At 62.2% G+C, this 24492-nt stretch carries 25 protein-coding genes and 1 riboswitch; of the genes, 18 read left to right on the top strand and 7 right to left on the bottom strand.

Annotated elements, in window-relative coordinates; translation table 11 throughout:
* Positions 1-36: 36 nt before the first annotated feature.
* Positions 37-1275 carry a benzoate/H(+) symporter BenE family transporter gene (locus RE4_RS16815; RefSeq protein WP_060938996.1) on the top strand — a complete coding sequence of 413 codons (1239 nt, stop codon included), beginning with the start codon at positions 37-39 and terminating at the stop codon, positions 1273-1275.
* Complete coding sequence (locus tag RE4_RS16810) at positions 1272-1721, top strand: acyl-CoA thioesterase (protein WP_019749226.1); 450 nt, start codon at positions 1272-1274, stop codon at positions 1719-1721. Before RE4_RS16815 ends, RE4_RS16810 begins: the two co-directional genes overlap by 4 nt.
* Here RE4_RS16810 and RE4_RS16805 read toward each other — a convergent pair.
* A complete protein-coding gene (locus RE4_RS16805; RefSeq protein WP_060938995.1) occupies positions 1718-2746 on the bottom strand; it encodes a phosphotransferase family protein in 1029 nt (342 codons plus the stop codon). The two genes, RE4_RS16810 and RE4_RS16805, sit on opposite strands and share 4 nt — an antisense overlap.
* A gap of 221 nt (positions 2747-2967) precedes the next feature.
* Between RE4_RS16805 and pdhA the strand changes: the two genes are divergently transcribed.
* The 5 genes from pdhA to RE4_RS16780 are packed head-to-tail and all read left to right on the top strand — an operon-like array spanning position 2968 to position 8161.
* On the top strand, positions 2968-4056 hold the full coding sequence (pdhA, locus tag RE4_RS16800) for a pyruvate dehydrogenase (acetyl-transferring) E1 component subunit alpha (protein WP_060938994.1): 1089 nt from the start codon (positions 2968-2970) through the stop codon (positions 4054-4056).
* Entirely contained in the window at positions 4053-5030 is a 978-nt protein-coding gene (locus RE4_RS16795; protein WP_060938993.1) for an alpha-ketoacid dehydrogenase subunit beta, read from the top strand. Before pdhA ends, RE4_RS16795 begins: the two co-directional genes overlap by 4 nt.
* Positions 5027-6262: a dihydrolipoamide acetyltransferase family protein gene (locus RE4_RS16790; RefSeq protein ID WP_020970089.1), complete on the top strand. Its 1236-nt coding sequence runs from the start codon at positions 5027-5029 to the stop codon at positions 6260-6262. Before RE4_RS16795 ends, RE4_RS16790 begins: the two co-directional genes overlap by 4 nt.
* Before the next feature lie 10 nt (positions 6263-6272).
* The gene (locus RE4_RS16785) at positions 6273-7478 is read left to right on the top strand and encodes an MFS transporter (RefSeq protein WP_020970090.1); all 1206 of its coding nucleotides are present in this window, start codon (positions 6273-6275) and stop codon (positions 7476-7478) included.
* Between the two features lie 29 nt (positions 7479-7507).
* Positions 7508-8161 (top strand): hypothetical protein, encoded by a 654-nt coding sequence (locus RE4_RS16780; RefSeq protein ID WP_060938992.1) that lies wholly within the window; start codon positions 7508-7510, stop codon positions 8159-8161.
* Between the two features lie 375 nt (positions 8162-8536).
* On the opposite strand, the gene RE4_RS16775 is transcribed toward RE4_RS16780, so the two are convergent.
* The 3 genes from RE4_RS16775 to RE4_RS16765 are packed head-to-tail and all read right to left on the bottom strand — an operon-like array spanning position 8537 to position 11396.
* Positions 8537-9964 carry an NAD(P)(+) transhydrogenase (Re/Si-specific) subunit beta gene (locus RE4_RS16775; RefSeq protein ID WP_020970092.1) on the bottom strand — a complete coding sequence of 476 codons (1428 nt, stop codon included), beginning with the start codon at positions 9962-9964 and terminating at the stop codon, positions 8537-8539.
* Complete coding sequence (locus tag RE4_RS16770) at positions 9964-10287, bottom strand: NAD(P) transhydrogenase subunit alpha part 2 (RefSeq protein ID WP_003941319.1); 324 nt, start codon at positions 10285-10287, stop codon at positions 9964-9966. Before RE4_RS16770 ends, RE4_RS16775 begins: the two co-directional genes overlap by 1 nt.
* A complete protein-coding gene (locus RE4_RS16765) occupies positions 10287-11396 on the bottom strand; it encodes a Re/Si-specific NAD(P)(+) transhydrogenase subunit alpha (protein ID WP_047889211.1) in 1110 nt (369 codons plus the stop codon). Before RE4_RS16765 ends, RE4_RS16770 begins: the two co-directional genes overlap by 1 nt.
* A gap of 273 nt (positions 11397-11669) precedes the next feature.
* Between RE4_RS16765 and RE4_RS31955 the strand changes: the two genes are divergently transcribed.
* Positions 11670-11906, top strand: coding sequence for a DUF488 family protein, N3 subclade (locus RE4_RS31955; RefSeq protein WP_372448798.1), 237 nt, complete (start codon positions 11670-11672; stop codon positions 11904-11906).
* Positions 11907-11921: 15 nt separating this feature from the next.
* On the opposite strand, the gene RE4_RS16760 is transcribed toward RE4_RS31955, so the two are convergent.
* On the bottom strand, positions 11922-13460 hold the full coding sequence (locus tag RE4_RS16760) for an AMP-binding protein (protein WP_060938991.1): 1539 nt from the start codon (positions 13458-13460) through the stop codon (positions 11922-11924).
* Between the two features lie 191 nt (positions 13461-13651).
* On the opposite strand from RE4_RS16760, the gene RE4_RS16755 reads away from it, so the two are divergent.
* A complete protein-coding gene (locus tag RE4_RS16755; protein ID WP_060938990.1) occupies positions 13652-14470 on the top strand; it encodes a maleylpyruvate isomerase family mycothiol-dependent enzyme in 819 nt (272 codons plus the stop codon).
* A 34-nt stretch (positions 14471-14504) separates the two neighbouring features.
* Positions 14505-15146: a Type 1 glutamine amidotransferase-like domain-containing protein gene (locus tag RE4_RS16750; protein WP_060938989.1), complete on the top strand. Its 642-nt coding sequence runs from the start codon at positions 14505-14507 to the stop codon at positions 15144-15146.
* 39 nt (positions 15147-15185) lie between these two features.
* On the opposite strand, the gene RE4_RS16745 is transcribed toward RE4_RS16750, so the two are convergent.
* A complete protein-coding gene (locus RE4_RS16745) occupies positions 15186-15512 on the bottom strand; it encodes a hypothetical protein (protein ID WP_003941297.1) in 327 nt (108 codons plus the stop codon).
* Between the two features lie 575 nt (positions 15513-16087).
* On the opposite strand from RE4_RS16745, the gene RE4_RS16740 reads away from it, so the two are divergent.
* Entirely contained in the window at positions 16088-16357 is a 270-nt protein-coding gene (locus RE4_RS16740) for a GNAT family N-acetyltransferase (RefSeq protein ID WP_020908356.1), read from the top strand.
* A gap of 212 nt (positions 16358-16569) precedes the next feature.
* Entirely contained in the window at positions 16570-17754 is a 1185-nt protein-coding gene (locus RE4_RS16735; protein WP_238077057.1) for an MFS transporter, read from the top strand.
* On the opposite strand, the gene RE4_RS16730 is transcribed toward RE4_RS16735, so the two are convergent.
* Positions 17747-19315: a carboxylesterase/lipase family protein gene (locus RE4_RS16730; protein ID WP_060938987.1), complete on the bottom strand. Its 1569-nt coding sequence runs from the start codon at positions 19313-19315 to the stop codon at positions 17747-17749. The two genes, RE4_RS16735 and RE4_RS16730, sit on opposite strands and share 8 nt — an antisense overlap.
* A gap of 130 nt (positions 19316-19445) precedes the next feature.
* Positions 19446-19541: riboswitch (TPP riboswitch) on the top strand.
* On the opposite strand from RE4_RS16730, the gene RE4_RS16725 reads away from it, so the two are divergent.
* From RE4_RS16725 to RE4_RS16700, 6 genes are all read left to right on the top strand, one after another.
* Entirely contained in the window at positions 19529-20272 is a 744-nt protein-coding gene (locus RE4_RS16725; RefSeq protein ID WP_019749242.1) for a TenA family protein, read from the top strand. It overlaps the preceding riboswitch by 13 nt.
* Positions 20272-21300, top strand: coding sequence for an ABC transporter substrate-binding protein (locus tag RE4_RS16720; RefSeq protein WP_060939032.1), 1029 nt, complete (start codon positions 20272-20274; stop codon positions 21298-21300). Before RE4_RS16725 ends, RE4_RS16720 begins: the two co-directional genes overlap by 1 nt.
* The gene (locus RE4_RS16715; RefSeq protein WP_060938986.1) at positions 21278-22081 is read left to right on the top strand and encodes an ABC transporter permease; all 804 of its coding nucleotides are present in this window, start codon (positions 21278-21280) and stop codon (positions 22079-22081) included. The genes RE4_RS16720 and RE4_RS16715 overlap by 23 nt, the downstream gene beginning before the upstream one ends.
* On the top strand, positions 22078-22884 hold the full coding sequence (locus RE4_RS16710; protein WP_060939033.1) for an ABC transporter ATP-binding protein: 807 nt from the start codon (positions 22078-22080) through the stop codon (positions 22882-22884). The genes RE4_RS16715 and RE4_RS16710 overlap by 4 nt, the downstream gene beginning before the upstream one ends.
* Before the next feature lie 342 nt (positions 22885-23226).
* Positions 23227-23784 carry a LysM peptidoglycan-binding domain-containing protein gene (locus RE4_RS16705; RefSeq protein WP_020908363.1) on the top strand — a complete coding sequence of 186 codons (558 nt, stop codon included), beginning with the start codon at positions 23227-23229 and terminating at the stop codon, positions 23782-23784.
* 165 nt (positions 23785-23949) lie between these two features.
* Positions 23950-24432 (top strand): hypothetical protein, encoded by a 483-nt coding sequence (locus tag RE4_RS16700; protein WP_020970103.1) that lies wholly within the window; start codon positions 23950-23952, stop codon positions 24430-24432.
* Positions 24433-24492: the final 60 nt, after the last annotated feature.

Below are 24492 nucleotides of genomic sequence, written 5' to 3'. Positions count from 1 at the left end.
ATCGGGTCTGGGGCGGGTCGGGCAGAATCACTGACCATGTCGGACTCCACAGATACCACCGAACCGGAAGCCGTTCGCAGCAACTCGCAACCGATGAGCGCAGGCATCGTCACGGCCCTCGTCGGCTTCACCAGTTCGTTCGCGGTGGTGCTCACCGGCCTCGCCGCTGTCGGCGCGGACGCGACCGAGGCGGCGTCCGGACTGCTGATTCTGTGTGTGACCCAAGCGTTGGGAATGCTCTGGCTCTCACGCCGGTATCGGATGCCGATCACCCTGGCCTGGTCGACGCCCGGTGCCGCTCTGCTCGCCGGCGCCGGAGCGGTCGAGGGTGGGTGGCCGGCCGCGGTCGGAGCATTCATCGTCGTCGGAATCGCGATCGTGCTGACCGGACTGTGGCCGACGCTCGGAAGGATCATCTCGGCAATCCCGACGCCCCTCGCGCAAGCGATGCTCGCCGGGGTTCTGATGCCGTTGTGCCTGGCGCCGATCATCGCCGTCCGGGACGCACCGGCAGCGGTCGCGCCCGTCATCCTGGTTTGGCTTGCCGCGCAGCGCTTCTCCAAGCGATGGGCAGTTCCGCTCGCGTTTCTCACAGCAGCGGTCGTGATCGGGATCAGCCTCGTCACGTCGGATCGAGTGCTCGACGCCGGCGCCATGATTCCCCGCATCGATCTCACTGCGCCGTCGTGGACCTGGCAAGCAATGATCGGCATTGCGATTCCCCTCTACATCGTCACGATGGCTTCGCAGAACATTCCCGGTGTGGCCGTGATGAATTCGTTCGGCTACACCGTTCCCTGGCGGCCGTCGATGATCGTGACGGGTATCGGCACCATCGTCGGCGCACCGGCCGGTGGCCATGCGATCAACCTCGCGGCGATCAGCGCAGCCCTGGCCGCCGCCCCCACCGCACATCCGGATCCCAAACGTCGATGGATCGCTGCCTTCACCGCAGGCTGGGCGTATCTCGTTCTCGCTGCCGGCGCGGCCGCGGTGGCCGCTCTGGTAGCCGCCGCACCGGCCGGAGTCGTGGAAACTGTTGCCGGACTGGCGCTCCTGGCAACGCTTGCCGGCGCCCTCACGTCGGCGCTGAGCGAGGCGAGTGAACGTGAAGGCGCCGTGGTCACGTTTCTGATCGCCGCATCCGGGGTCAGTATCCTGGGAGTCGGTTCGGCATTCTGGGCACTGTTGGTGGGGCTGATCGTGCGTGCAGTCCTACAGGGCACCACCCTGCCCTCACTCTCGCGAAAGTCCTCACTACAGTCGAAGCCGTGAGCACAGCGCAGACGCCCCCGTCGATCAGCGAGTTTCCCGTTCTCTGGCCCGTCCCGACGCGGTGGGACGACAACGATCACTACGGCCACGTCAACAACGTGACCTACTACTCGTACTTCGACACCGCGGTCAACGCCTGGCTGATGTCTTCCACTGGAACCGACATCCGCAATCTGCCTGCCATCGGCGTCGTCGCCGAGACGTCGTGCCGGTACCTGAGCGAACTGTCGTTCCCCGAGCAGTTGCAGGTGGGTATCTCCGTCGAGAAGCTGGGCACCAAGAGCATCGTCTACGCCCTGGCGATATTCCACGAGGTCGAAAACGGCCATTGGGAACCTGCCGCGACTGGTCGCTTCGTGCACGTCTACGTCGATGCCGACACCCGTAAGCCGGTGGAGATCCCGGCTGCGATCAGATCAGCAGCCGGGACCTTGACCGAAAACTAGCTCAGGCCGAGCTGATCTGCCGTCAAGACGGCGCGTGCGACGATTCCGTCGATCAGCGCGACCGTCGGGCCGCCGTGCTCGGCTTTGTTCCGCGGATCGTCGAGAATGCGTCGCAGCACGCCCTCGGCGATGATCGAGAGCTTCCACAGAGCGAGTACGTGCCAATATCCGACCGCTGACACGTCGCGGCCAGTCGCCTCGACGTAGGCAGCGACCAGCTCGTCGCGGTTCGGGAAGCCTTCCAGCGTGGACGCCATGAACGGACCGGCAACTTTGTCACCGGCTTCCGGCCAGTACGCGAGTAGCGCACCGAGATCCGCGAGCGGCTCCCCCAACGTGCACAGCTCCCAGTCGACGACGGCAACGATGCGCCCCTCGACCGGGTCGGTGATGACGTTGTTGAGGTGGAAGTCGCCGTGAACCAAGGTCACTTCGTTCTGTTCCGGAATGTTTCGGTGCAGAATCTCGGCCAACCGGTCAACGTCCGGAACATCGCGGGTCCTCGACTTCTCCCACTGCGCCGACCACCGTTTGAGCTGACGCTCGGCAAAGGGCTTGCGGCTGGCCAGATCGTCGAGGCCGGTCTCTTCCAGGTCAACCCCGTGAATGCTTGCAAGGGTTTTCGGCATCGCCAATCCGACCGCGCGACGCTCGTCCTCGGTCAACTTCTGAGCCACTGGAACGCCATCGATCACAACGCCGTCGATGTAGCTCATGAGGACCAGCGGAGCGTCCGTGATCTCCGGGTCTTCCGTGATGCCGAGGATCTTCGGAACCGGCACTTTGGTTCCCTGGAGCGAGGACAGGATGCGGTGCTCGCGAACGACGTCGTGCGCGGACGCCAACAACGTGCCGAGTGGAGGTCTGCGCAGTACCCACCGTCCTCCGCCCGCATCCGTCACGGAGTAGGTCAGGTTCGATTGCCCGTTACCGATCCTCTCGAAAGTCAGTGGTGTCGTGGCGCCGACCCCCAGTTCGGCGATCCACGCGGAAACAGCTTCTTCGTTCAAACCGACTGCAGTCACCGCACCGATGCTAGCGGTTGAATTCCGATCGGTTGGCCGTACCGACACGTTTGTTACTCGCCAGTTCGCAGTTCCGGTCCTGATACGGCAGTGAAAATACTTGCGGATTTCCCAATCAGGGGGATCCTGATGGTAGAGCGACAACTGCATACAACACATCGGGATTGTGCGGCGTACTCACGAGGCGCGCCGGGCATGAGAAGAAACCGAGGTGAGCGAAGATGATCGACAACCTCGATTATCCGGTCCAACTCATCCAACCGAACGGCGCACGAGTGTGCCGTCCCGAATTCGACCGTCTAATAACAGACATCGGGCCTGACGAACTGCTGTCGTTGTATCGCGATCTCGTCGTGAGTCGCCGAATCGACACCGAAGCTGTTGCCCTGCAGCGTCAAGGCGAAATAGGTTTGTGGGCTCCGATGCTGGGCCAAGAAGCCGCCCAGGTCGGTTCCGCGAGAGCGCTCGCCCCAGACGACTTCGCGTTCACCAGCTACCGCGAACATGCCGTCGCGTACTGCCGGGGAGTTCCCCCCGAATTGCTGACCACCATGTGGCGAGGAATCTCCCATTCCGGTTGGGATCCAGAACAATTCAACGTCACCAATCCGGCGATCGTCGTCGGCTCCCAAGGGCTGCACGCCACCGGGTACGCACTCGGCGCACACCTGGACGGCGCCGAGATCGCAACGATCGCGTACTTCGGCGACGGCGCCACAAGTCAGGGCGACATCGCCGAGGCGATGGGATTTGCCGCCAGTTTCCGTGTCGGCGTTGTCTTCTTCTGCCAGAACAACCAGTGGGCCATCAGTGAACCGGTATCCCTCCAGTCACGCACGCCCATCTCACATCGGGCGATCGGTTACGGCATCCCCGCGATCCGCGTCGACGGCAACGACGTCCTCGCCGTTCTCGCAGTCACGCGCTCGGCGCTCAATCGCGCACGCGAAGGCAGCGGACCGACGTTCATCGAGGCGATCACCTGCCGAATGGGCCCGCACACGACGTCCGACGATCCGAGCAGGTACCGCGCCGATACGGACATGTCGGAGTGGAGAAGCCGCGATCCGCTCGAGCGAATGCGCCTGTTCCTCGGCCGTCGCGATCTTCTCGGAGAAAACGAACTCAGCACCATCGCGGCGGCGGCCGACGGCGTCGCAGCTGGACTGCGACGCGCAACCATCGCGCTTGCCGATCCACCCCCGTCCGCGCTCTTCGATCACGTCTACGCCGAGCCACACCCACTGATCGACGTTGAACGCGAAGAGCATCGCGCGTATCTCCGCAGCATGGAAGGGGCTTCGTCATGACCGTCATGAATCTGGTGACCGCGCTCAACACCGGCCTGCGACGCGCACTCGAAGGCGATCGTCGCGTTGTCATCATGGGAGAGGACGTGGGCCGTCTCGGCGGTGTATTCCGGGTTACCGACGCCCTGCAGAAGGACTTCGGCGATACTCGGGTGATTGACATGCCCCTCGCCGAATCAGGGATCGTGGGAACAGCTTTCGGTCTTGCCTTGCGCGGATATCGGCCTGTCTGCGAAATTCAGTTCGACGGGTTTGTCTACCCGGCTTTCGATCAGATCGTCTCGCAGGTGGCCAAGATCCACTACCGCACCCGAGGCGCTGCCTCTGCGCCACTGACGATTCGGATTCCCAGTGGCGGCGGAATCGGTGCGGTGGAACATCATTCGGAGTCGCCGGAAGCGTACTTCGCTCACACGGCGGGACTGCGGGTGGTGTACCCGAGCAATCCGATCGACGGTTTTCACATGATCCGCCAATCCATTGCGGCCGACGACCCGGTGATATTCCTCGAACCCAAACGGCGCTACTGGGATACCGCCGACGTGAATACCGATGCCGCGCCCGAGCTTCCGCTCCACCGTGCCCGCGTCGCTCGCCCTGGAGACGACGCGACAGTAGTTGCGTACGGATCCATGGTCGCCACCGCGCTCGACGCCGCGCGGATCGCCGAAGAAGAAGGCCACGATCTGGAGGTCGTGGATCTGCGTTCACTCTCCCCCATCGACTTCGACACGATCGAGGCGTCGGTGAACAAGACAGGCCGGCTGGTCGTCGTCCACGAGGCGCCGAAGTTTCTCGGCGTCGGCGCCGAAATCGCAGCACACGTCGCGGAACACTGCTTCTATCAGCTCGAGTCACCGATCCTGCGGGTCACCGGATTCGACATCCCCTACCCGCCCGCCAAGCTCGAGCGATTTCACCTTCCGGACGCCGACCGGATCCTCGCAGCACTCGACCGGACGCTGGCAGCATGAGTACCGGGCACGAATTCCGGTTGCCGGATCTCGGCGAGGGCCTGACGTCCGCCGATCTGGTCGAGTGGACGGTCGGCATCGGCGACAAGGTGAAACTCAATCAAGTTCTCGCCCAGGTAGAGACAGCCAAAGCTCTCGTCGAACTGCCGTCGCCCTACGTCGGCGTTGTCAGAGAACTCCTCGTCGAACCTGGCTCTACCGTCCCGGTCGGCACTCCGATCATCCGTATCGAGGAGCCTGCAGATTCACCGACTCCAAGTGATTCACAGTCTCCGAGCGTGCTTGTCGGATACGGACCCGCGGCCGAGAGACCGAGCCGACGACGGAACAGGATTACGCCACACTCGCAAACCGCGGCGAGTACCGAGCGTCGGCCCGCAACACCCTCGGCGCGGCGCGCGGCCCGCGAAGCCGGCATCGATCTGAGCGAAATCACCGGAAGTGGATTCGACGGTGCCGTCACGGCAGCGGACGTCGCAGACGCGCTTCGTTTGAAGGCCGCGTCGAATGGAGCTCCGCGGCCGGCCGAATCCGGTATGCAGAAACAGCCGGTCTCGTCCGGCATGCGGAAACAGATGGCGTCGGCGATGGTCGCCAGTACCCGTGCCCCTCAGGCCAGCGTCTTCCTCACCGCCGATGTCACGCCTTCGATGGAACTACTCGGCAGGCTCCGTCCCTCGGACGCATTCACCGGGCTTTCTCTCACTCCGCTGACTCTCGCGGCCAAGGCCTTGGTTACGGCGATCTCGTCGCACCCGATGGTGAACGCGCATTGGGACGAGGCCCGCGGCGACGCCGTCATCGACGATCACGTGAATCTCGGCATCGCCGTCGCCTCCGAACGTGGACTGTCCGTGCCCAACATCAAAAGCGCCGAGACGCTGAGCCTGGTCCAACTTGCACGCGCGGTGACCGAACTGACCGTCGCTGCCCGCGCGGGAGTGACCGACGTCCATCACCTGACCGGCGGAACCGTCACGATCACCAATGTCGGAGTCTTCGGCGTCGACGGGGGCATTCCGCTCCTCAATCCGGGAGAAGCCGTCATCCTTTGCCTGGGCACAGTGAGCGAGCGTCCCTGGGTAATCGAGCGCAAGATCGAAGCGCGGAGCGTCGCGACACTGACGTTGACGTTCGACCACCGGATACTCGATGGTGAGCAGGCCGCGAGATTCCTCTCATTTGTCGCACAGATGCTCGCGGACCCGGACCTGTTGCTGTCTCACCTGTAAAAAGGAACGAGTGAGCGTCAACCCCACCGACCGAGTAGTCCCCACCTCCGCCCTGGTACGCGCCCGGGCCGGCATCTTCGGCATCTTCGGCATCAACGGATTTCTGCTCGCGATGTGGGTCGTCCACATTCCGTCCATCGAACACCGTGTGGGAATCAGTCACTCGACGCTCGGCTCACTGCTTCTCCTTCTTGCTGTCGGAGCCATTGCCGGTATGCAATTGAGCGGTCCGCTCGCCGATCGATACGGCAGCAGGCGCATGGTCATCCTGGCGGGTAGCGGGCTGGCATTCGCCACTCTCGGCCCGGGATTTGCCACGAACACCTGGCAACTGGGCGCTGCACTTGTTGTATTCGGCTTCGCGAACGGCGCGTTGGACGTGTCGATGAACTCGCAGGCTGTCGAGGCCGAACAGTTGTACCGGCGCCCGATCATGGCGGCCTTTCACGGCATGTTCTCGGTCGGCGGCGTATTAGGGTCCGTCATCGGATTCGGCACTCTCGCACTGGATCTTCCGCCGTACGTCACGCTCAGCATCGCGTCGGCAATCGGCTTGCTCGCGGTCTGGTTGTGCTCGCGACCCCTGCTCCCTCTCGTCGACGTGCATGCCGAAACCGCGTCGACTACCGGAAAGACACACGGCAGATTCTCGGCTCGCGTACTTGCCCTCGGAACCCTCGCCTTTGTTCTGATGCTGGCCGAGGGAGTGGCAAACGACTGGAGCGCACTGCAGGTCAAGGAAGATCTGGGTGTCTCGAATGCCGTTGCTGCACTGTCGTTCGGTGCATTCTCCGCCATGATGACCGTCGGCCGATTCACCGCGGATCGGATCAGCGCGGCAGTCGGCCCGGTGGCAGTGGTTCGCTACGGTGCGTTGCTCTCGTCCATCGGAATGCTGACCGTCGTGGTGTCGGGCTGGCTACCACTGACGTTGCTCGGTTGGGCCCTGTTCGGCGCCGGCCTGTCGGGATGCATTCCGCAGATCTTCACAACGGCGGGAAATCTGGGCTCAGGTTCGGCCGGCACCAACATGTCTCGCGTCGTCGGCATGGGATACATCGGATTCCTCGCCGGTCCGGCAACCATCGGCTGGGTCACCACGCTTGTGCCTCTCACCACAGCAATGTTGATCCCGTTTGCATGCGTCCTGGTCGCAGCGGCTTGTGCGGGTGTCGTTCGGCGCGATTCTCCGACCGCCTACAGACCTCACAGCTGATCCTCACGATCGGCACAGACTCAACAGGGATGCTGGTACTCGTGACCGTCTCGACCTCCACCCAGCACCCCGCTCCCTCCACAACCACTCGCTTCCTCGTCTTTGCTGCGATCGCCGTCGTAGCGCTGGGCGTCTTGTATTTCGTGCGACCCACCTCGCCTGGGGTGAGCGTCCCCGAACAGGTGCGCGCACTTGCCGAGTGGACGGTAGGCCGATTCGACGTCACCGCTGTACTCGCAGCCACTACTGCTCTGGCCGTCGTCTCGATGGTCCGCGGACTGCCATACGGCATCGGCGCGATCCTGCTCCTCGGAATGGGCGCCAATCTCACCAATGCGGCATTCGGTTCCTGGCTCCCCGATGTGCCCCAGGACCTGTTGCCCAGCGGTCATGTGGCAGCGGCGACCGCGCTGTACTGCTCGGCGATCTTGATCTCCGCCCCGCAGTGGCGTCCGGTGGTCGCCGGTCTCGGATTCGTGGGGGTTGCTGCGATCGGTGCCAGCGCACTGGCCGCCGAGATGAGCGGCCTTTTCGGAGTGATAGCTGGCGTTCTGATCGCTCTGGTATGGGCCTGTGCTGCAGCCATTTTGATGGCGCGATCGCCCATCGCCGCGAAACGTGAAGCGCTACGCCCGGATACGGCAGCAATCGCGTTCTCAAGGCACCGGAGCATCCGACTTTAGTCCTAAATCTTTGTGATTCAGAGATTCTCGCCGTTAAGCCCTCCCGCGACGGCGGGGCATGACGTATGTTCTGAAATGTCCGAATCAAGTAGTTCCACAGCGAAGGAGTCTTTACCGTGAGCCTCGAAGATCTGAACCCGCTCGAACTGATCCAGAAGTTGATCGAACTACTTTCCGGCTTCTCTTCCGACCCCGAAACCCCCGAGGTCCCGTAAAACGTCGCCAGAGGCGCCTGTTCCGAGTTTCGTCTCGGACCAGGCGCCTTCGTCGTTTCAGCACAAGAAGCCGTTTCAGCACAGGAATCGTTGCAACACAGGGACACGAAAAAGGCGCCCACTCGTGGTTACGAATGGACGCCCCTTCCGAGCTCGAGCGCTACAGCGCCTTGAGTTCCTCGGTTACTTCGGAGACCGACTTCTTGGCATCACCGAAGAGCATCGAGGTGCCCTCGGCGAAGAAGAGCGGGTTCTCGATACCGGCGAAACCGGAGTTCATCGAACGCTTGAGCACGATGACCGACTTCGACTGGTCGACGTTGAGGATCGGCATTCCGTGAATCGGTGAGCTCGGATCGTTGCGCGCCGCCGGGTTGGTGACGTCGTTCGCGCCGATCACCAAGGTGACATCGGTACGAGAGAACTCGTCGTTGATGTCGTCCATTTCCTTCATCGCGTCGTACGAGACATCCGCCTCTGCGAGAAGAACGTTCATGTGACCTGGCATACGGCCGGCGACCGGGTGAATGGCGTACTTGACCTCGACGCCCTTCGACTCGAGCAATTTCGCCATGTCCTTGACCGCGTGCTGAGCCTGCGCGACGGCAAGTCCGTATCCGGGTACGACGATGACCTGGTTGGCGTAGGCCATCTGGATAGCCGCGTCGGCGGCCGAGGTCGCCTTTGCCGTGCGCACGACGCCGTCGGAGGACGGCGCTTCGCCGCCGCCACCGAAGCCGCCGGCCACGATGGCCGGGATGGACCGGTTCATGGCCTTGGCCATGAGGTTGGTCAAGATGGTGCCCGAAGCACCCACGATCATGCCGGCGACGATCATCGCCTGGTTGTTGAGCGCCAAACCTGCAGCAGCAGCTGACAAACCGGTCAGAGCGTTGAGCAGCGAGATGACGACGGGCATGTCCGCGCCGCCGATGGGCAGCACGACCATCAGTCCGAGGATGCCCGAGAGTACGAGCACGCCGACGATCCACAGTGAGCTGGTTGGGCCTTCCGGTGAGATCGCCTTGATACCGATGATTACCGAGAATGCGACGGCGGCAATGAGCAGCAGCGCATTGAGCGGCTGCTGGAGCTTACCGATTCCGATCGGACGACCAGGCAGAGTTTCCTGCAGCTTCAGGAACGCGATCACGCTGCCCCAGAAGGAGATCGATCCGATCACCGCAGCAAAGAGCGAAGCGATGACGATGTGCACCGTCGGCGACTCGCCGTGCTGGAAAGCGGTGAACCCGTCCGAGTCCAGGAATTCCGCGTACGCGATCAACGCGACCGTGCCGCCGCCGACACCGTTGAACAGTGCCACCAACTGCGGCATGGCCGTCATCTTCGTGCGCAGCGCCGGCGGGACGCCGAGCACGACACCGATGACAAGGCCGGCAGCGATGAGGATCCAGTTCCCCATCTCCGCATCACGAATGGAGATCAGAGTTGCAACGACGGCGATGAGCATGCCGACCGCGGCGATCTGGTTGCCGCGGACTGCGGTCTTCGGGCCGGTAAGGCCCATGAGGCCGTAGATGAACATCGAGAACGCGACAATGTAGAGCGCATTGACCAGGTATTCCATTACTGGTCACCATCCTTCGACACAGACTTGGCGGCCGGCTTGGCCTTGAACATCGCCAACATGCGGTCCGTGACCACAAAACCACCGACAACGTTCACGGTTCCGAAGACGAGCGCGACGAACAAGATGATCTGCAACCCGATCGAGGGATCGTGCACCTTGCCCAGGACGACCAACGCACCCAGGACGACGATGCCGTGGATGGCGTTCGTGCCGGACATCAACGGGGTGTGCAGGGTGTTCGGAACTTTGGAGATCACAGCGAAACCGACGAACCCGGACAACACCAGGATCGCGATGTTCGCCAGAAGTGATGTGTACATCAGGCGCCCTTCTCTTCACGGGTGACGCACGCACCGGCCAGAACCTCGTCGGAGAAATCAGGCGCCAATGCACCTTCGACGAGCATCAGTTCGATCAGCGCGGAAATGTTCTTCGAGTACAACTCGGACGCATGCTCAGGCATGGACGCCGGCAAATTCAGCGGAGAGCAAATGGTCACGCCGTGCTTGACGACGGTTTGACCCGGCTCGGTCAGCTCGCAGTTACCGCCGGTTTCACCCGCGAGGTCGACCACGACACTGCCCGGCTTCATGCCTTCGACCGCGGCAGCGGTGACCAGGCGCGGCGCCGGACGACCCGGAACCAGAGCAGTGGTGATCACAACGTCGAAGCCCTTGATCGCATCTTCGAGTGCCTGCTGCTGCTTCGCTCGCTCGTCGTCGGTCAACTCGCGGGCGTATCCACCCTCGCCCGCCGCATCGATTCCGAGGTCGAGCCACTGTGCACCCACCGAACGCACCTGGTCGGCGACCTCAGGACGCACGTCGTACCCGGTAGCGCGGCCACCGAGGCGCTTGGCTGTCGCCAGCGCCTGCAGACCTGCCACACCCACTCCGAGCACCAGAACGGTCGCAGGCTTCACCGTGCCTGCAGCGGTGGTGAGCATCGGGAAGAACCGCGTCGACTCCGATGCTGCCAACAGAACAGCCTTGTACCCGGACACGTTCGCCTGCGAAGACAACGCGTCCATCACCTGCGCGCGGGAGATACGAGGAATCGCCTCCACGGCGTATCCCTCGATGCCGGCGGCCTTCAACTCGGCGATGCGGTTGTCCGCATTACGCGGATTCAGGAAACCGATGAGCTTCGCGCCGGTACTGATCCGGGCGATCTCTTCTGTCGACGGGGGCGCAACCTTGACCACGACGTCAGCAGTCCACGGATCGCCGATCTTCGCGCCGGCAGCGGTGTACAACTCGTCGGGAATCAACGCCCCGAGACCGGCCCCGGACTCGACGACCACGTCGACGCCCTTGCCGATCAAAGCGGACACAATTTTCGGCACCAATGCGACCCGACGCTCACCATCACTCGATTCTCGAGGGACGCCGACCGTCGGACGCACTTGTGCGCTCTTCGATGTTTCCATTTTCCATTACCTTCTGCGGTTGGTGGTTCGCCTGCTGCGACGAGCGGCAACCAGCATGTGATGAGCGGAAGATGACCCGCTTTTGGGTGAATGGTGACTGATAGTAGCCAGAGTTACCGCGGCGTAGGGAAACCGACGACGCACTTTCTCCATCTGAATCGAGTCCGAACAGTATGTTTGGACATACCTTGAGAAGCCTACTGTGGCGCCGATCACACTCGAATGGCGGGCTATTCCACTATTTGAAACGGCCGAAAGACGAAAAGGCATGAAATGACGCGCCGAATAATCACCGTCGAGGGAGTTTACGAACCGGCTTCCGAATGTAACGCCGTCGGGCTTCTCATCGACCAACTCTGGCCGCGCGGCGTCAAACGCGAAAACCTGCAGTACGCATCGCACGGCATCGGATTCTCGACCCGTTGTTCTACTGACAGCAAGCAAGGACCTGCCATACAGCCACGCGCAGGTCCTTGCCGACTATCTCGCAGAATTACTCTGATGTCCTAGTATTTCATCGGAGGATCAACTGCTCACATATTGAGACCGCAACTTGTGCTTTACGAGCTTTCCGGTCGCGGTCCTAGGCAATTCGTCGGCAAAGTCGATGCTTCTCGGAGCTTTGAAATGTGCAACCTGGCTGCGAACGTATTCCAGCAATTCCTCGGCGACATGGGCACTCGGCTCGACTCCCTCCGCCAGTTGGACAACCGCCTTGACCTGTTCGCCCATTTCTTCATCGGGAACACCGATGACCGCCACGTCGAACACTTTCGGATGCAAGGTAAGGATGTTCTCGGACTCCTGCGGATAGATATTGACGCCACCAGAGATAATCGTGAATGCCGCACGATCGGTCAGATAAAGGAAACGCTCGGAGTCGATATAGCCGATATCTCCACTCGTTGTCCATGTCGGATGATCCGGATGCTGCGCGGCAGCCGTTTTCTCGGGGTCGTTGTGGTACCGGAATGGCAGAGTCTCCCGCTCCCAGAACACGGTACCGACCTCGCCGACCGGAAGATCACGCCCGGCGTCGTCACAGATGTGCACGATCCCCATCACTCCGTCACGACCGACGGAACCCGGATGCGCCAAGGCCTGCTCGCTGTTGATGAAGGTGGCGCCCGAACCCTCGGTCGAGGCGTAGTACTCGTGGATCACCGGCCCCCACCAGTCGATCATTGCCGTCTTCACTTCAGGCGGGCAGGGAGCAGCAGCGTGAATGGCGACCTTCACCGTCGAGACGTCGTAACGATCGCGGGCCTCCTTCGGAAGTTTCAACATTCGAACGAACATCGTCGGCACCCACTGGCTGTGTGTCACAGCGTGTTTACCGATCAACTCCAGCGCGGTTTCGGCTTCGAATGCATCCATCAAGATCACGGTTCCGCCGACCGAATTGATCACGCCACAAAAGCGCAGGGGCGCCGCGTGATAGACCGGAGCCGGGCACAAATAGACTGTGTCGGAATCGAACCCGTACATCGGCGCGAACACCGCGGTGTACGGATCCATGGTGGTGTCCACCTCGCCCTCCGGAAGGTCTCCCTTGATCCCCTTCGGCCTCCCAGTGGTTCCTGACGAATACAGCATGTCAGCCCCACGTGGCTGCGAGTCGAGTGGATCGGCGGACTGAGCATCGACCGCATCCTCGTAGTCGTCGAAACCCTCGAGGGCGCCGCCGTACACCAATCGGTGGCGCACGCGCGGAATCAGCTTCTCGTCCAACGGAACTGCTGCCGACGCCTGCCCCGACGCCACCAGAATTGTCGCCTCGCAGTCGTCGACGATGTAGGCGGTCTCCGCAGCCGTGAGATGCCAGTTCACCGCAGTGATGTAGAGACCTGATCTCAATGCTGCCCAGTACACCTCGAACGCCCGGAGATCGTTGTTCGAGATGAGAGCGACGTGGTCCCCAGGCTTGGCACCGACACTTCGGAAGTATCGCGCCAACTGCGTCGACCGTTCGTCGAGTTCCCGATAGGTGATGGACTCACCCGTCGCCGGGCGAATGACGGCGGGCTTGTCCGGCGTGGACTGGACAAAATTTCCTGGAAACACGAAGACTCCTCTGTCGGTGACGACAACGCCGCGTGAGCCTGCTTCGGCGTCGACAATCCTGGTCTACCACAGGAACTCTGCCTCCCTCGGATGTTTGGCAACACCGACTCGAAGCATGGGAATGCCCGCTCACTTATCCGGCGCGACATACAGTGAGGAGAACCGCACCGTCCGAAACAGGAGATGTCCGCATGAGTGGTTGGCCCCAGGACGCAGTAGTCGACGCGTTGACCGAGGAATGGACAGTCATCGACGCACTGCTTGCCGAACTCGACGGTGACCAGTGGTTGGCACCGTCCAACCTTCCGGGGTGGACGGTCCATGACATCGTGTCCCACCTGATCGGTACGGAATCACTGCTCGCGGGCATCAATCCGCCGTCGATCGACCTGGACGTGCACGCATTGCCTCACGTCCACAACGAGATTGCGGCGTTCAACGAGCGCTGGGTCGAAGGCCTGAGGCGGACACCGCACGCGGACTTGTTGGCCCACTATCGCGATATCACTGCCACGCGAGCCGACGCTCTTCGCTCGATGACGGGCGCAGACTGGGACGCCGAGACACAAACACCAGTCGGTCTTGCGCCCTATGGCCGGTTCATGCGCATTCGGACCTTCGACTGTTGGATGCACGAACTCGACATCAGAGATGCAGTCGGCATTCCGGGCGAGGAAGGCGGATTGCGCGCGGAGACTGCATTCGGCGAAATCACCAGCGCGCTCGGATTTGTCGTCGGGAAACGAGGAAAGGCACCCGAGGGAGCACGGATCACTTTCGAACTCGAAGGGCCACTTGCCCGTTCACTTCACATCTCGGTCGATGCGCGTGCAACGCTCGTCCCGGAGCTCGACGGTCCGGCGACCACGACCATCTCGATGAGCTCACCGCTCTTCACCCGGATTGCCGGTGGCCGCGTCCACGCGTCCGATCATCGAACCGACATCTCACTTCGCGGCGACACCACGGTGGGCGCACGCGTCGTCGACAATCTGGCGTTCACGATTTGAGAGCTGGGTGGGTAGGTCGCGAAGGTACTGAGAAGTGAAACTGTTTCTCTCGTCCTACCGTTTCGGCGACCACCGCGAGGCTTTTGTCGATCTTGTAGGCCGCGGCGCACGCATAGCGGTGATCGCCGCGGCTGCAGATTCGTGGCCCGTCAATGCCCGCAGTTCGGCAGTGACAAGCGAATTGACCCCATTGCGGGCTGCGGGCTTCACGGCAGAGGAAGTTGACGTCCGAGACTTCCTGGGTGCACCGGAAGCACTCGAAGTCCGGCTTCGCGAATTCGACTGTCTGTGGGTTCGCGGCGGAAACACGTTTGTCCTGCGAGCTCAGCTAGCCCGAAGCGGCGCAGATCGGGTCATCGAGATGCTGGTTCGTTCGGGCCTCGTGGCCTATGCGGGATACAGCGCGGGAGCGTGTCTGGCGACTCCGACTCTGATCGGGCTCGACGCGTCGGACGACCCCGCTGAAGTCACGCCTACGTGCGGTATCGACCCGATCTGGTCCGGGCTCGCGCTGGTCGACTTCGCGATAGTGCCGCACGGCGGCGATTCGTTACTCGAAGATCCGCAGGTGACCGCGCGGACGGTCGCAGCGCTGACCACTGCTGGCGCGCAATTCACCGTGCTTACTGATCAAGAGGTGATAGTCGTCGGCCGCTGCTCTGACGCAGACGGTTGATCTTGACGCAGACTGGGCAGTCGACTCGGCCCGACTGGATCAGCCGTGCTCTGCCACCGCGGTTCCGGCTGCCGGCGACTGACGCTCCAGCCTCGTCCACGCAATCTCCCAGCGCTTGACCGAGACCTCGTCGGCGTCCTCGAGAAGGGCGTCGAGGAGCAGACGCGGATTTTCGCGCCATGCCAGTTCGGCGGCATGGACCTCCGCCGCCGAGAACAACCCGGACGCCTCGAGATCGCGAATCCACTCGCAGATCTCGCCCCGGTGGATCCGTGCGATGGTCTCGTATCCCAGACCTTCGTCAAGGAAGTCGTACGAAAAAATTGCGGCAAAGTAACTGTTCGACTCGCGCTGCCCGAAAATCATGTGCGTTCCTTCCTCGAAGTTGTCCGACGAAGACTCGAAATCGAACCGTTGCGAAGCCGCGCCAAAGTTTTTTTGGCGAAGTTGTAACGCTTCTTCTATCCCCGACGATTCAAACGCTAACCCCCCAAGCGGGTCTTTGGGATCACGTCCGAGAAACGATCTGATGACCAAGGCAATACCCCTGGGGTTTCCGGGCGCTCGCACCCTTCGTCGGCACGCAATCAGCGCCCCGCTGACCTGCAATTTGCCCGTTTCAGGTCCTCCACTTAATCCATCCGAACAGACGACAAAAAACTTTGTGACGAGTCCCACATATTGGGATGTTTACGATCGCGATGCATATGTATCACCCAATTTGGGCACAAAAGTACGGGCAAATCGGCACGTACAGACCAGTTTTCTTCCTGATCCGACACGACCAAGGTCCCTTGAACGGTCGTCCAGTTGTAGTTGCGCTAAGTAACGTAACTCACGCCGGCAAGCGATATTGCGGACCGCCTGCCAGGTAGCGTGGCTCCACAGAACGCAGACGCGGCGCGCCGCAACCGGCCGCCCTTTCGAAACGGAGCCCGAAGATGACCGAGACAGTGGCGCACAACTCCGCGGAAACGCGCTTCGAGATCCGTGTCGACGGCGAACTGGCCGGTTTTGCCGAGTACTCGGACCATTCCGGTGTCCGTGATTTCCACCACACGGTGACGTACCCACAGTTTCGCGGGCGCGGGCTTGCCGCCATCGTGGTGCGTGAAGCGCTCGATCAGACCCGGAACGAGGGATTGAAGATCCTTCCGACGTGCTCGTACGTCGAGAAGTTTGTTGCAGAGAACCCCGTTTACCAGGCATAACCGAACGAGGACGGTCCGCGAAAAATCACTCGCGGACCTGCAACCCCCGCTGCTAGCGTCGATGGTGCCGTCGTCGAAACTCTCGAAATCCTGGTCGGCACCATCTCGGGGAAGGAAAGAACGTGGTCGCCTCAGCAGATCGGCGCCCACCTGCATCCGAGGACGTAGCTACCCCCAGCTATCTCCCTCTCGTCCTCGTCAATCTCGCGACGCTGTTCTCGGCGATCGGCAACGGTATCGCCATCGTCGCACTCCCCTGGCTTGTTCTCGAACGAACCGGCAGGGCTACCGACGCGGCGATAGTTGCCGGCGCAGCAGCCATTCCGTTACTCGTGTCGAGCCTGTTCTCGGGGACATTCGTCGACAAATTCGGACGCCGTCGAACGTCGATGATTTCCGACGCTCTCTCGGCGATGTCCGTAGCGGCGATCCCGATCATCGCGGCCACCGCGGGCTTGACGATCCCGGTGATCGCGGCGTTGGCCGCGCTCGGTGCGGTGTTCGACCCCGCCGGAATGGCGGCGAGGGAGTCCATGCTGCCTGCAGCAACTCGGACAGCCAAGTGGAAGCTCGATCGCACCAACAGCGTGTACGAGGCCAATTTCAACGTCGCATATCTGATCGGCCCTGGCATCGGCGGTGTCCTGATCGCAACGATCGGGGCGGTGAACACGCTCTGGGTGACGGCGGCTGGTTTTGTGTTCTCGATAGTCGTGGTTGCCTTCATCCGCCTTCCTGGCGCCGGAGTTCCAGAACACGAACATCGTCCGAAATCGATCTGGCACGGCACACTCGACGGTCTTCGGTTCGTCTGGAACAACAAACTGCTGCGCACTCTGGCGCTGATCGACATGGCCGTCGTCGCGCTCTACATGCCGGTGGAGAGTGTCGTGTTCCCGGTGTACTTCACAGAGTTGGATCAACCGGCGCAACTCGGATCGGTGCTGATGGCATTGGCGATCGGCGGCATCATCGGCTCTCTCGCCTACGCTCCGCTGGCACCGATCATGTCCCGGCGACTGATCATGATTTTTGCCGTTGCCGTTCTCGGCATAGCGATGCTTGCCATGGCGCTTCTGCCTCCGCTGTGGGTGATCCTCGTGCTCGCCGGACTGCAGGGTCTCGTCTACGGACCAGTCGGCCCGATCGCCAACTACGCCATGCAGACCCACAGCCCGGAGCACATGCGCGGACGCGTCGTCGGTGTCATGACGTCGACTGCCTACGCCGCCGGCCCGCTGGGTTACCTCGCGGTCGGCCCTCTGCTCGATCAACTCGGAATCGCGTCGACCTTTGTGGCCCTGTCGATTCCGATCATCCTGATCGCCGCAGTCTGTGCCTCCCTGCCGGTGCTTCGCGAACTGGATCGTCCGCGACACTCGACCGACGTCAGTTGAACCCCATCACGTCGTTTCCCCAGGCGACGCGCAGTCCGTGATCGGGGTCGCTGACGAGGGTGTCAGCCGAGTCGATCAACAGCGTCGACCGCCTCTCTTCCTCGTACGGCGCCCAGTGCTTCGAACCGTCGAGAGCTGCCGGCACGGCATGCCGCGCGAAGGCCAACCATCGCCGTTGAATACGGCCGGCTACCTCCATCGCAGCCTTCCGTCCACCCAGCCAGAACGTGGGGTCGACGTTCAGGGTTCCGAAATTGCCGAATACATAAGGTAATTCGGTCGCGTGGCCCGCACCGATCCGCGCCGCCTTGAGCATCGGCGTCGCGTGATCGAAGCGGTAGACCCACGTAGGGGAATGCCTGCAGTGGGCGTCGGCGATCCACAGAGTCGGCATGCGAAACGCCGCGTCCCGCGACAGTGCCAGCGCGCCACTTGGTTTCGCGTGATCAGGGTAAGCCGACATGATCTCGGCAAGTTTGGTCGCGGAGATGTCTGGGTGATCATCCGCCAGCAGTTGCAGCATGGCCTCGACCGACTGCGCGCTCACCGGCATCAGCGGAGACTTCATGAACTTGAAGATCGACGCCTCGTCCTTGTTGGAACCGATGATCAGTGGAATTCGGTGCGCGTAACCCTTCTGGAAAGCCGCAACCGGGTAGTGCGGCACCAGATCACGATCGACAACGGGTGCCATCGCCAAAGTTCCCGGAATCCGGGTCGGAATTTCGTTGACCAGGTCATCGCTTGCCTTCACGAGCAGTTCCAGATCCGTGGTCAGCAGATCGCCTGCGTCTTCAGGGTCGATCGAGAGCAGTTCGAGAAACCGCTCCGCCACGGTCTTGGCGCGCTCGGCCCCGTAGACGGAGGTCGCGGGAGGACTCTGGGCAATCGCACGATGGAACAGACCTTCGGCGCTCGGACAGGTCATGAGCGTCGTGATGGATCCTGCGCCGGAGGACTCACCGAACACCGTCACCGCACTCGGGTCACCCCCGAAGGCGTCGATGTTGTCTCGAACCCATTCGAGTGCCGCAATCTGGTCTCGCAGACCACAGTTCGATTCGAAAACGGTATCCGCGGTGGAGAATCCAGACAGGTCCAGGAATCCGAGGGCTCCGACGCGATAGTTGAAGGAGACGAGAACGACGTCACCGGTTTCAGCCAGATGACGGCCGTCGTAAATCGTTTGGGCGGCGGACCCGAGGCAGTAGGCGCCGCCGTGAATCCACACCATCACCGGTCGCGGCGTGCCGTCGGGGCGCGGGGCCCACACGTTGATCGACAAGCAGTCCTCGTCGATTTTGAAGGCCCGGTCGATCGGAACCGCCGGGCTCTGGCCCTGCGGCGCGATCGGCCCGAACTCACGACAGTCGCGCACCCCGTCCCAGGGCTCAGCGGGTTGCGGCGCGCGGAACCTCCGCGCACCCACCGGCGCTGCTGCGTATGGCATGCCCTTCCACGCGAATACTCCGCCATCCGGATACCCGCGGGCTTCTCCGCCGCGGGCACGGATCACGAGTGTTCCGTCCTCGCCGAGATTCGGTCGAACGTCGGTCTCCATGTCTGAATCCCCTCCCGACCCGCGCGTGTGGCAAACAAGACCAAACGTACCAACATAAGGCCGATGTGCGCCGACTACTCAACTGCCAGGTAGGCGCCGACGAAGCAGAGGCTCGGTGTTAAGGTCGCCTAGTTCTGACACGGGGTGCTCCGCATGGGCGGGGCTGAGAACACACCCGGGAACCTGATCAGGTAATGCTGACGAAGGGATGTCATGGCTACTACGCAGCCTGCATACAATTCTGCCGAAAACTCGGTGGCCACAGCGCCGTCGACGGATCGGTTCACCGATCGGCTCTGGGCCGAGACGAAGGTCCTCCGCGAGTCGATCGACTCACTCGAGTTCCTCGAACGCCTCGGCGACGGAACCTTGCCTCTCGACGCGTTCCGCACGTACATCGAGCAGGACAAGCTTTATCTCGAAGGGTATTCGAAAGCGTTGTCCCTGGTCGCGGCCCACGCCCCGGATCCGCAGTCGGCGGGCTTCTGGTCGAATTCCGCGTCCACGGCAGCGACAGTGGAATCTGCGCTTCACGACGGACTTCTCACCGGTGGAATTCTTCCAGCGGGATCGGGAAGGCTCGAGCATTCGCAGGCCTGCCTGGGATACGTCTCGTATCTGACGGCGACTGCGGCAACTGCGCCTTACCCGGTCTCCGCAGCGGCAGTACTCCCCTGCTTCTGGATCTACGCCGAGGTCGGCCGCGATCTTGCCGCTTCAGCGCGCGAGGTACTCGACGCCGATCCGTCGCATCCGTACGCACAGTGGGTCACGACGTACGACGCACCCGAATTCCACGAGTCGGTGGCGCAGGCCCGCGTACTGGTCGATGCTGCGGCCGAAGCAGCCACCGAGACAGAGCGTGAGGCGATGAGTGAAGCATTCCGCATCGCCAGTCGCTACGAGTTGATGTTCTGGGATTCCGCACTCCACCAGCAGCCTTGGCCGGCGTCGTGATGTCGTTTGCGGCGCTGCGCCGCACACTTGCCACGTCTGCCGCGATCGCAGCCGCATTCACAGTTCTGACCGGATGCGCCGCTGACACCGGCTCTTCCGACGGGACCATTCGGTTCGCACTCGACTGGACCCCGAACACGAACCACACCGGTTTGTACGTTGCACTCCAAGAGGGCTACTTCGAGGACGCCGGTCTGGACGTCTCGATCCTGCCGTACAACAACACCTCTCCCGACACCCTGGTCGACGCCGGCAACGCGGAGTTCGGCATCAGCACACAGAGTCAGGCCACGTTCGCCCGAGCGGCCGGCGCCGCCACGACGTCCGTCATCGCGCCACTTCAGCACCGCGCCACCGGCATCGGTGTGAAGGCGGATCGTGCGGACATCACGCGCCCGCGTGATCTCGACGGAAAGACGTACGCTGGGTTCGGCGATCCCGGCGAAGTCGAAACGCTGCAGCAGATCATCCGCAACGACGGCGGGACCGGGAACTTCACGACGGTCACGCTCGGAACGTCTGCTTACGAAGCCGTGTACTCGGGGCAGGCAGATTTCACGGTCTCCTACTTTGCGTGGGAAGGCCTCGAAGCGGAGCGAAACGGAACTCCGATGCGGTACTTCCAGTACACCGATTACGGCTTCCCCGATGCGTATTCGATCGTGATCAACGGCAACCAGCAGTGGTTGAAGGACCATCCCGACGAGGCACGCAAGTTCGTCAACGCCGTTCAACGCGGATATCAGACTGCTGCCGACAACCCGGACCAGGCCGCGCAGGATCTCATCGACGCGAACCCCGGAGCTTTCACCGACGAAGACCTCGTCCGTGACAGTCAGCGGATGCTTGCCGCCGACTACATGAAAGACGCCAACGGCGTCGTCGGTACGCAGAACCTCGAAACCTGGTCGGGTTATTCGGGATTCCTCTTCGACAACGGATTGCTCGCCGGACCGGACGGGAAGCCGTTGACCCAGAAGCCGGACTGGTCGGAGTACTTCACCAATGAGTATCTCGACGCGTCCTGACGTGAGCGGACGGCTGGTCTCGGCCATGCGGCGGGCGCTTCCCGCGCTCGCCGTGGTGGTGCTCCTCGTGGCGGCGTGGCAGATCTACGTCGAGATCAGTGGGATTCGGCCGCAAGTACTTCCGTCTCCGGGGCGCGTTCTGTCCCAGGGGTGGGACAACCGCGAGATCATCTCCGGCCACGCCTGGTCGACATTGCAGGTCACGTTGGTCGGCTTCACTGTTTCACTGGTGTTGGCCTGGATTCTTGCTGTGGTCGTGGACTTTTCGCCGTGGTTGTCACGCGCGCTGGTACCACTTTTTGTCGTCTCGCAGACCTTGCCGATCATCGCCATTGCGCCACTGATGATCATCTGGTTCGGCTTCGGGTTGCTGCCGAAGGTGTTGGTGATCGCACTTGCAACGTTCTTCCCCATGACCATCGGACTCATCGAGGGATTTGCCGCGGCCGACCGTGAAGCGGGCGCTCTCCTGCGCAGTATGGGCAGCACTCGCTGGCAGGAGTTCCGATACGTCCGCCTTCCTTCGGCGATTCCGCGATTCTTCACCGCCCTGCGTATCGGTATCACCTACGCGGTCGTGGGCGCGGTGTTCTCCGAATACGTCGGCGCTACTTCCGGTTTGGGCATTTACATGAGCACCCAGAAGAACTCCTTCCGCACCGATCTGGTGTTGGCGGCCGTACTGGTGACCGCGTTGATCAGCGTCACGCTGTACTTGCTGACGTTCGTCATCGAGCGCATCGTTGCACCATGGGCGATGAACGAAAGGTCGCGGACATGACCGACCCGACGGTCGAGGAGGCAATGGTCGAAATTCAGGACCTGACCAAGAGGTTCGACACTGCCGGAGAATCGCGTCTCGTACTCGATTCGGTGTCCTTCCGCGCCGACGCGGGCGAATTCGTGTCGGTGATCGGGCCGAGCGGCTGCGGCAAGAGCACGATCTTCAACGTCCTGGCCGGGCTCGAATCCCCGACCTCGGGTTCAGTCCGTGTAGGCACGCGCGCAACTGAATCCGAAGCAGCCGCCGAGGTGCACACCGCGTACATGCCGCAGAAGGATCTTCTGTTCCCTTGGCGCTCGGTACTGGACAACACGGCCCTCGGTTTGGAAGTGCAGGGAGTCGGCAAGAAGGAAGCACGCGAGCGTGCTCGTGAGTTGTTCCCCGCGTTCGGCCTGTCCGGATTCGAGGACGCCCGGCCGTCACAGCTGTCCGGCGGTATGCGCCAGCGAGCGGCGATGCTGCGCACCGTTGTTCAGGGCAAACCTGTCCTGCTGCTCGACGAGCCGTTCGGCGCACTGGACTCGTTGACCCGCACCGAGATGCAGGCTTGGCTGCAAGACGTGTGGCAGCAGTACCGGTGGACCGTGCTGATGATCACCCACGATATTCGTGAAGCGATCTATCTGTCCGACCGCGTGGTCGTTCTGTCTGCGCGTCCGGCAACGGTCAGGTGCGTAGTCGACGTTCCCTTGCCGAGACCACGCGAGCTGGACATGATCACCACGCCCGAGTTCGCCGACGTCGAGCGCGAACTGCTTGCCGTTCTCCACGACGAGACGCGCAAGTCGCTACGCCCCTAGCGGTTACTGAAAATGCAGTAGTTACTGATAATGCAGTAGTTACTGATAATGCAGTAGTTACTGATAATGCGCTGAGAGAGTTTCAAGTTCACCTGGAGTTCAGGAGGATGCGCACCGAAACCTGACGAGGTCACGTACCATGATCCGGCACTTTCACCCAAAACACCTTAATATCAGCAAGATCCGAACGCTCGACACGCAGTCCGTCAACGCTGCACAATTCTCCGTACTCTTCGGTAACGTACACTCGGTCGCCTACGAGACCAACGGCCAGAAGGTAACTGGACGGTAAAGCGGAATCGTGGAGGCACAGTCATCGCAACAGATTTGGAAAGGGACAGCGTGAGCACACTGCAGTCAGGTCAAAGCCTCGGAGTCGGCCAGGAACTCAAGTCCGACAACGGCGCATACACCCTCACCTTGCAGGACGACGGCAACCTGGTTCTGTCCGAGGGCGGACAGGCTGTTTGGGCCGCAGGCACCAACGGATCCGGCGCCAACCGCGCCGAGGTGCAGGCTGACGGAAACTTCGTCATCTACAAGGACTCCGACGCCGTGTGGGCATCGCAGACCGCAGGCAACGACGGTGCCTCCCTCTCGGTTCAGGACGATCGCAACGTCGTTCTGTCCGCCGGTGGAAATGCTCTGTGGTCTTCGGACACTGCAATCGAGGCTCCGGCCGCCGAGGCTGCCCCGGAGCCCGCTCCGGCACCGGAGCCCGAGCCTGCACCCGCCGCTCCGGCAGCGCAGAGCTACACCGTCGAAAGCGGCGACACCCTGTGGGCAATCGCGGAGCGTTTCTACGGTGACGGCAACCAGTACCAGCGCATCGCGGATGCAAACGGCATCCCGAACCCGGATCTCATCAACGCCGGTCAGGTACTGACGATCCCCGCCTGATTCACTGCTTGACCTGGCCCTGGGTGCCGACGTCCGCGTCGACGCCCGGGGCCTTTTGTGTTCTACGCCACACAGATTCGCGTCCCGCCCAGCAGGCCCTGATACTCCATTGCGGCATCTTTTCGCCTACAGTACTTCCGTACTGCTCCCGAAGGACAGGTGTGCATGAAAGACAGAACAGTCATGATCGGCGCTGTCGCAGTGGCCGCTCTCTCTCTGACATCAGGCCTCGTTTTCGGCGGAGCAGCCGGCGCATTCGGTTCCGGCGGCCCTGTGGTGAAGCCTCCCGCTCTGGTCTCGTCGGTTTCCGTGGAGTCCGTCGCCGGGATCGAACCGGCCGCGTTCTACAGCTCGGTTGCAGTTCCCACGGTTGTCATCCCGCCGACGCCGACCTGGCGAATCGCCGACGAGACGACTGCTCCTCGTAATCAGCCGCTGGTGGTGACCGCGACAAGCACGAGTTCCGCTACGTCCACTACGACTGCAACGAGTACGACAACACCGGTCTCGTCCACGACCACCGCGTCGGCTACCGCGACCTCGTCACCGACCGCGACAGCCACGACCACCAAGACCAGCACCACCCCAGTTGTCACGACCGGGTCCACGCCGCCCGTCGTCGAGGTCTCGCCCGTTCTCGCCGGATAGTCATCGCTCTTTCGCCTGCATACCGCCTGGCGTGACGGCGGTTACAGGCGCACTTCAGTC

The organism is Rhodococcus erythropolis NBRC 15567 (assembly GCF_001552595.1).
Classification (GTDB): domain Bacteria; phylum Actinomycetota; class Actinomycetes; order Mycobacteriales; family Mycobacteriaceae; genus Rhodococcus_F; species Rhodococcus_F erythropolis.
This window is presented reverse-complemented; position numbering and strand designations above follow the sequence as displayed.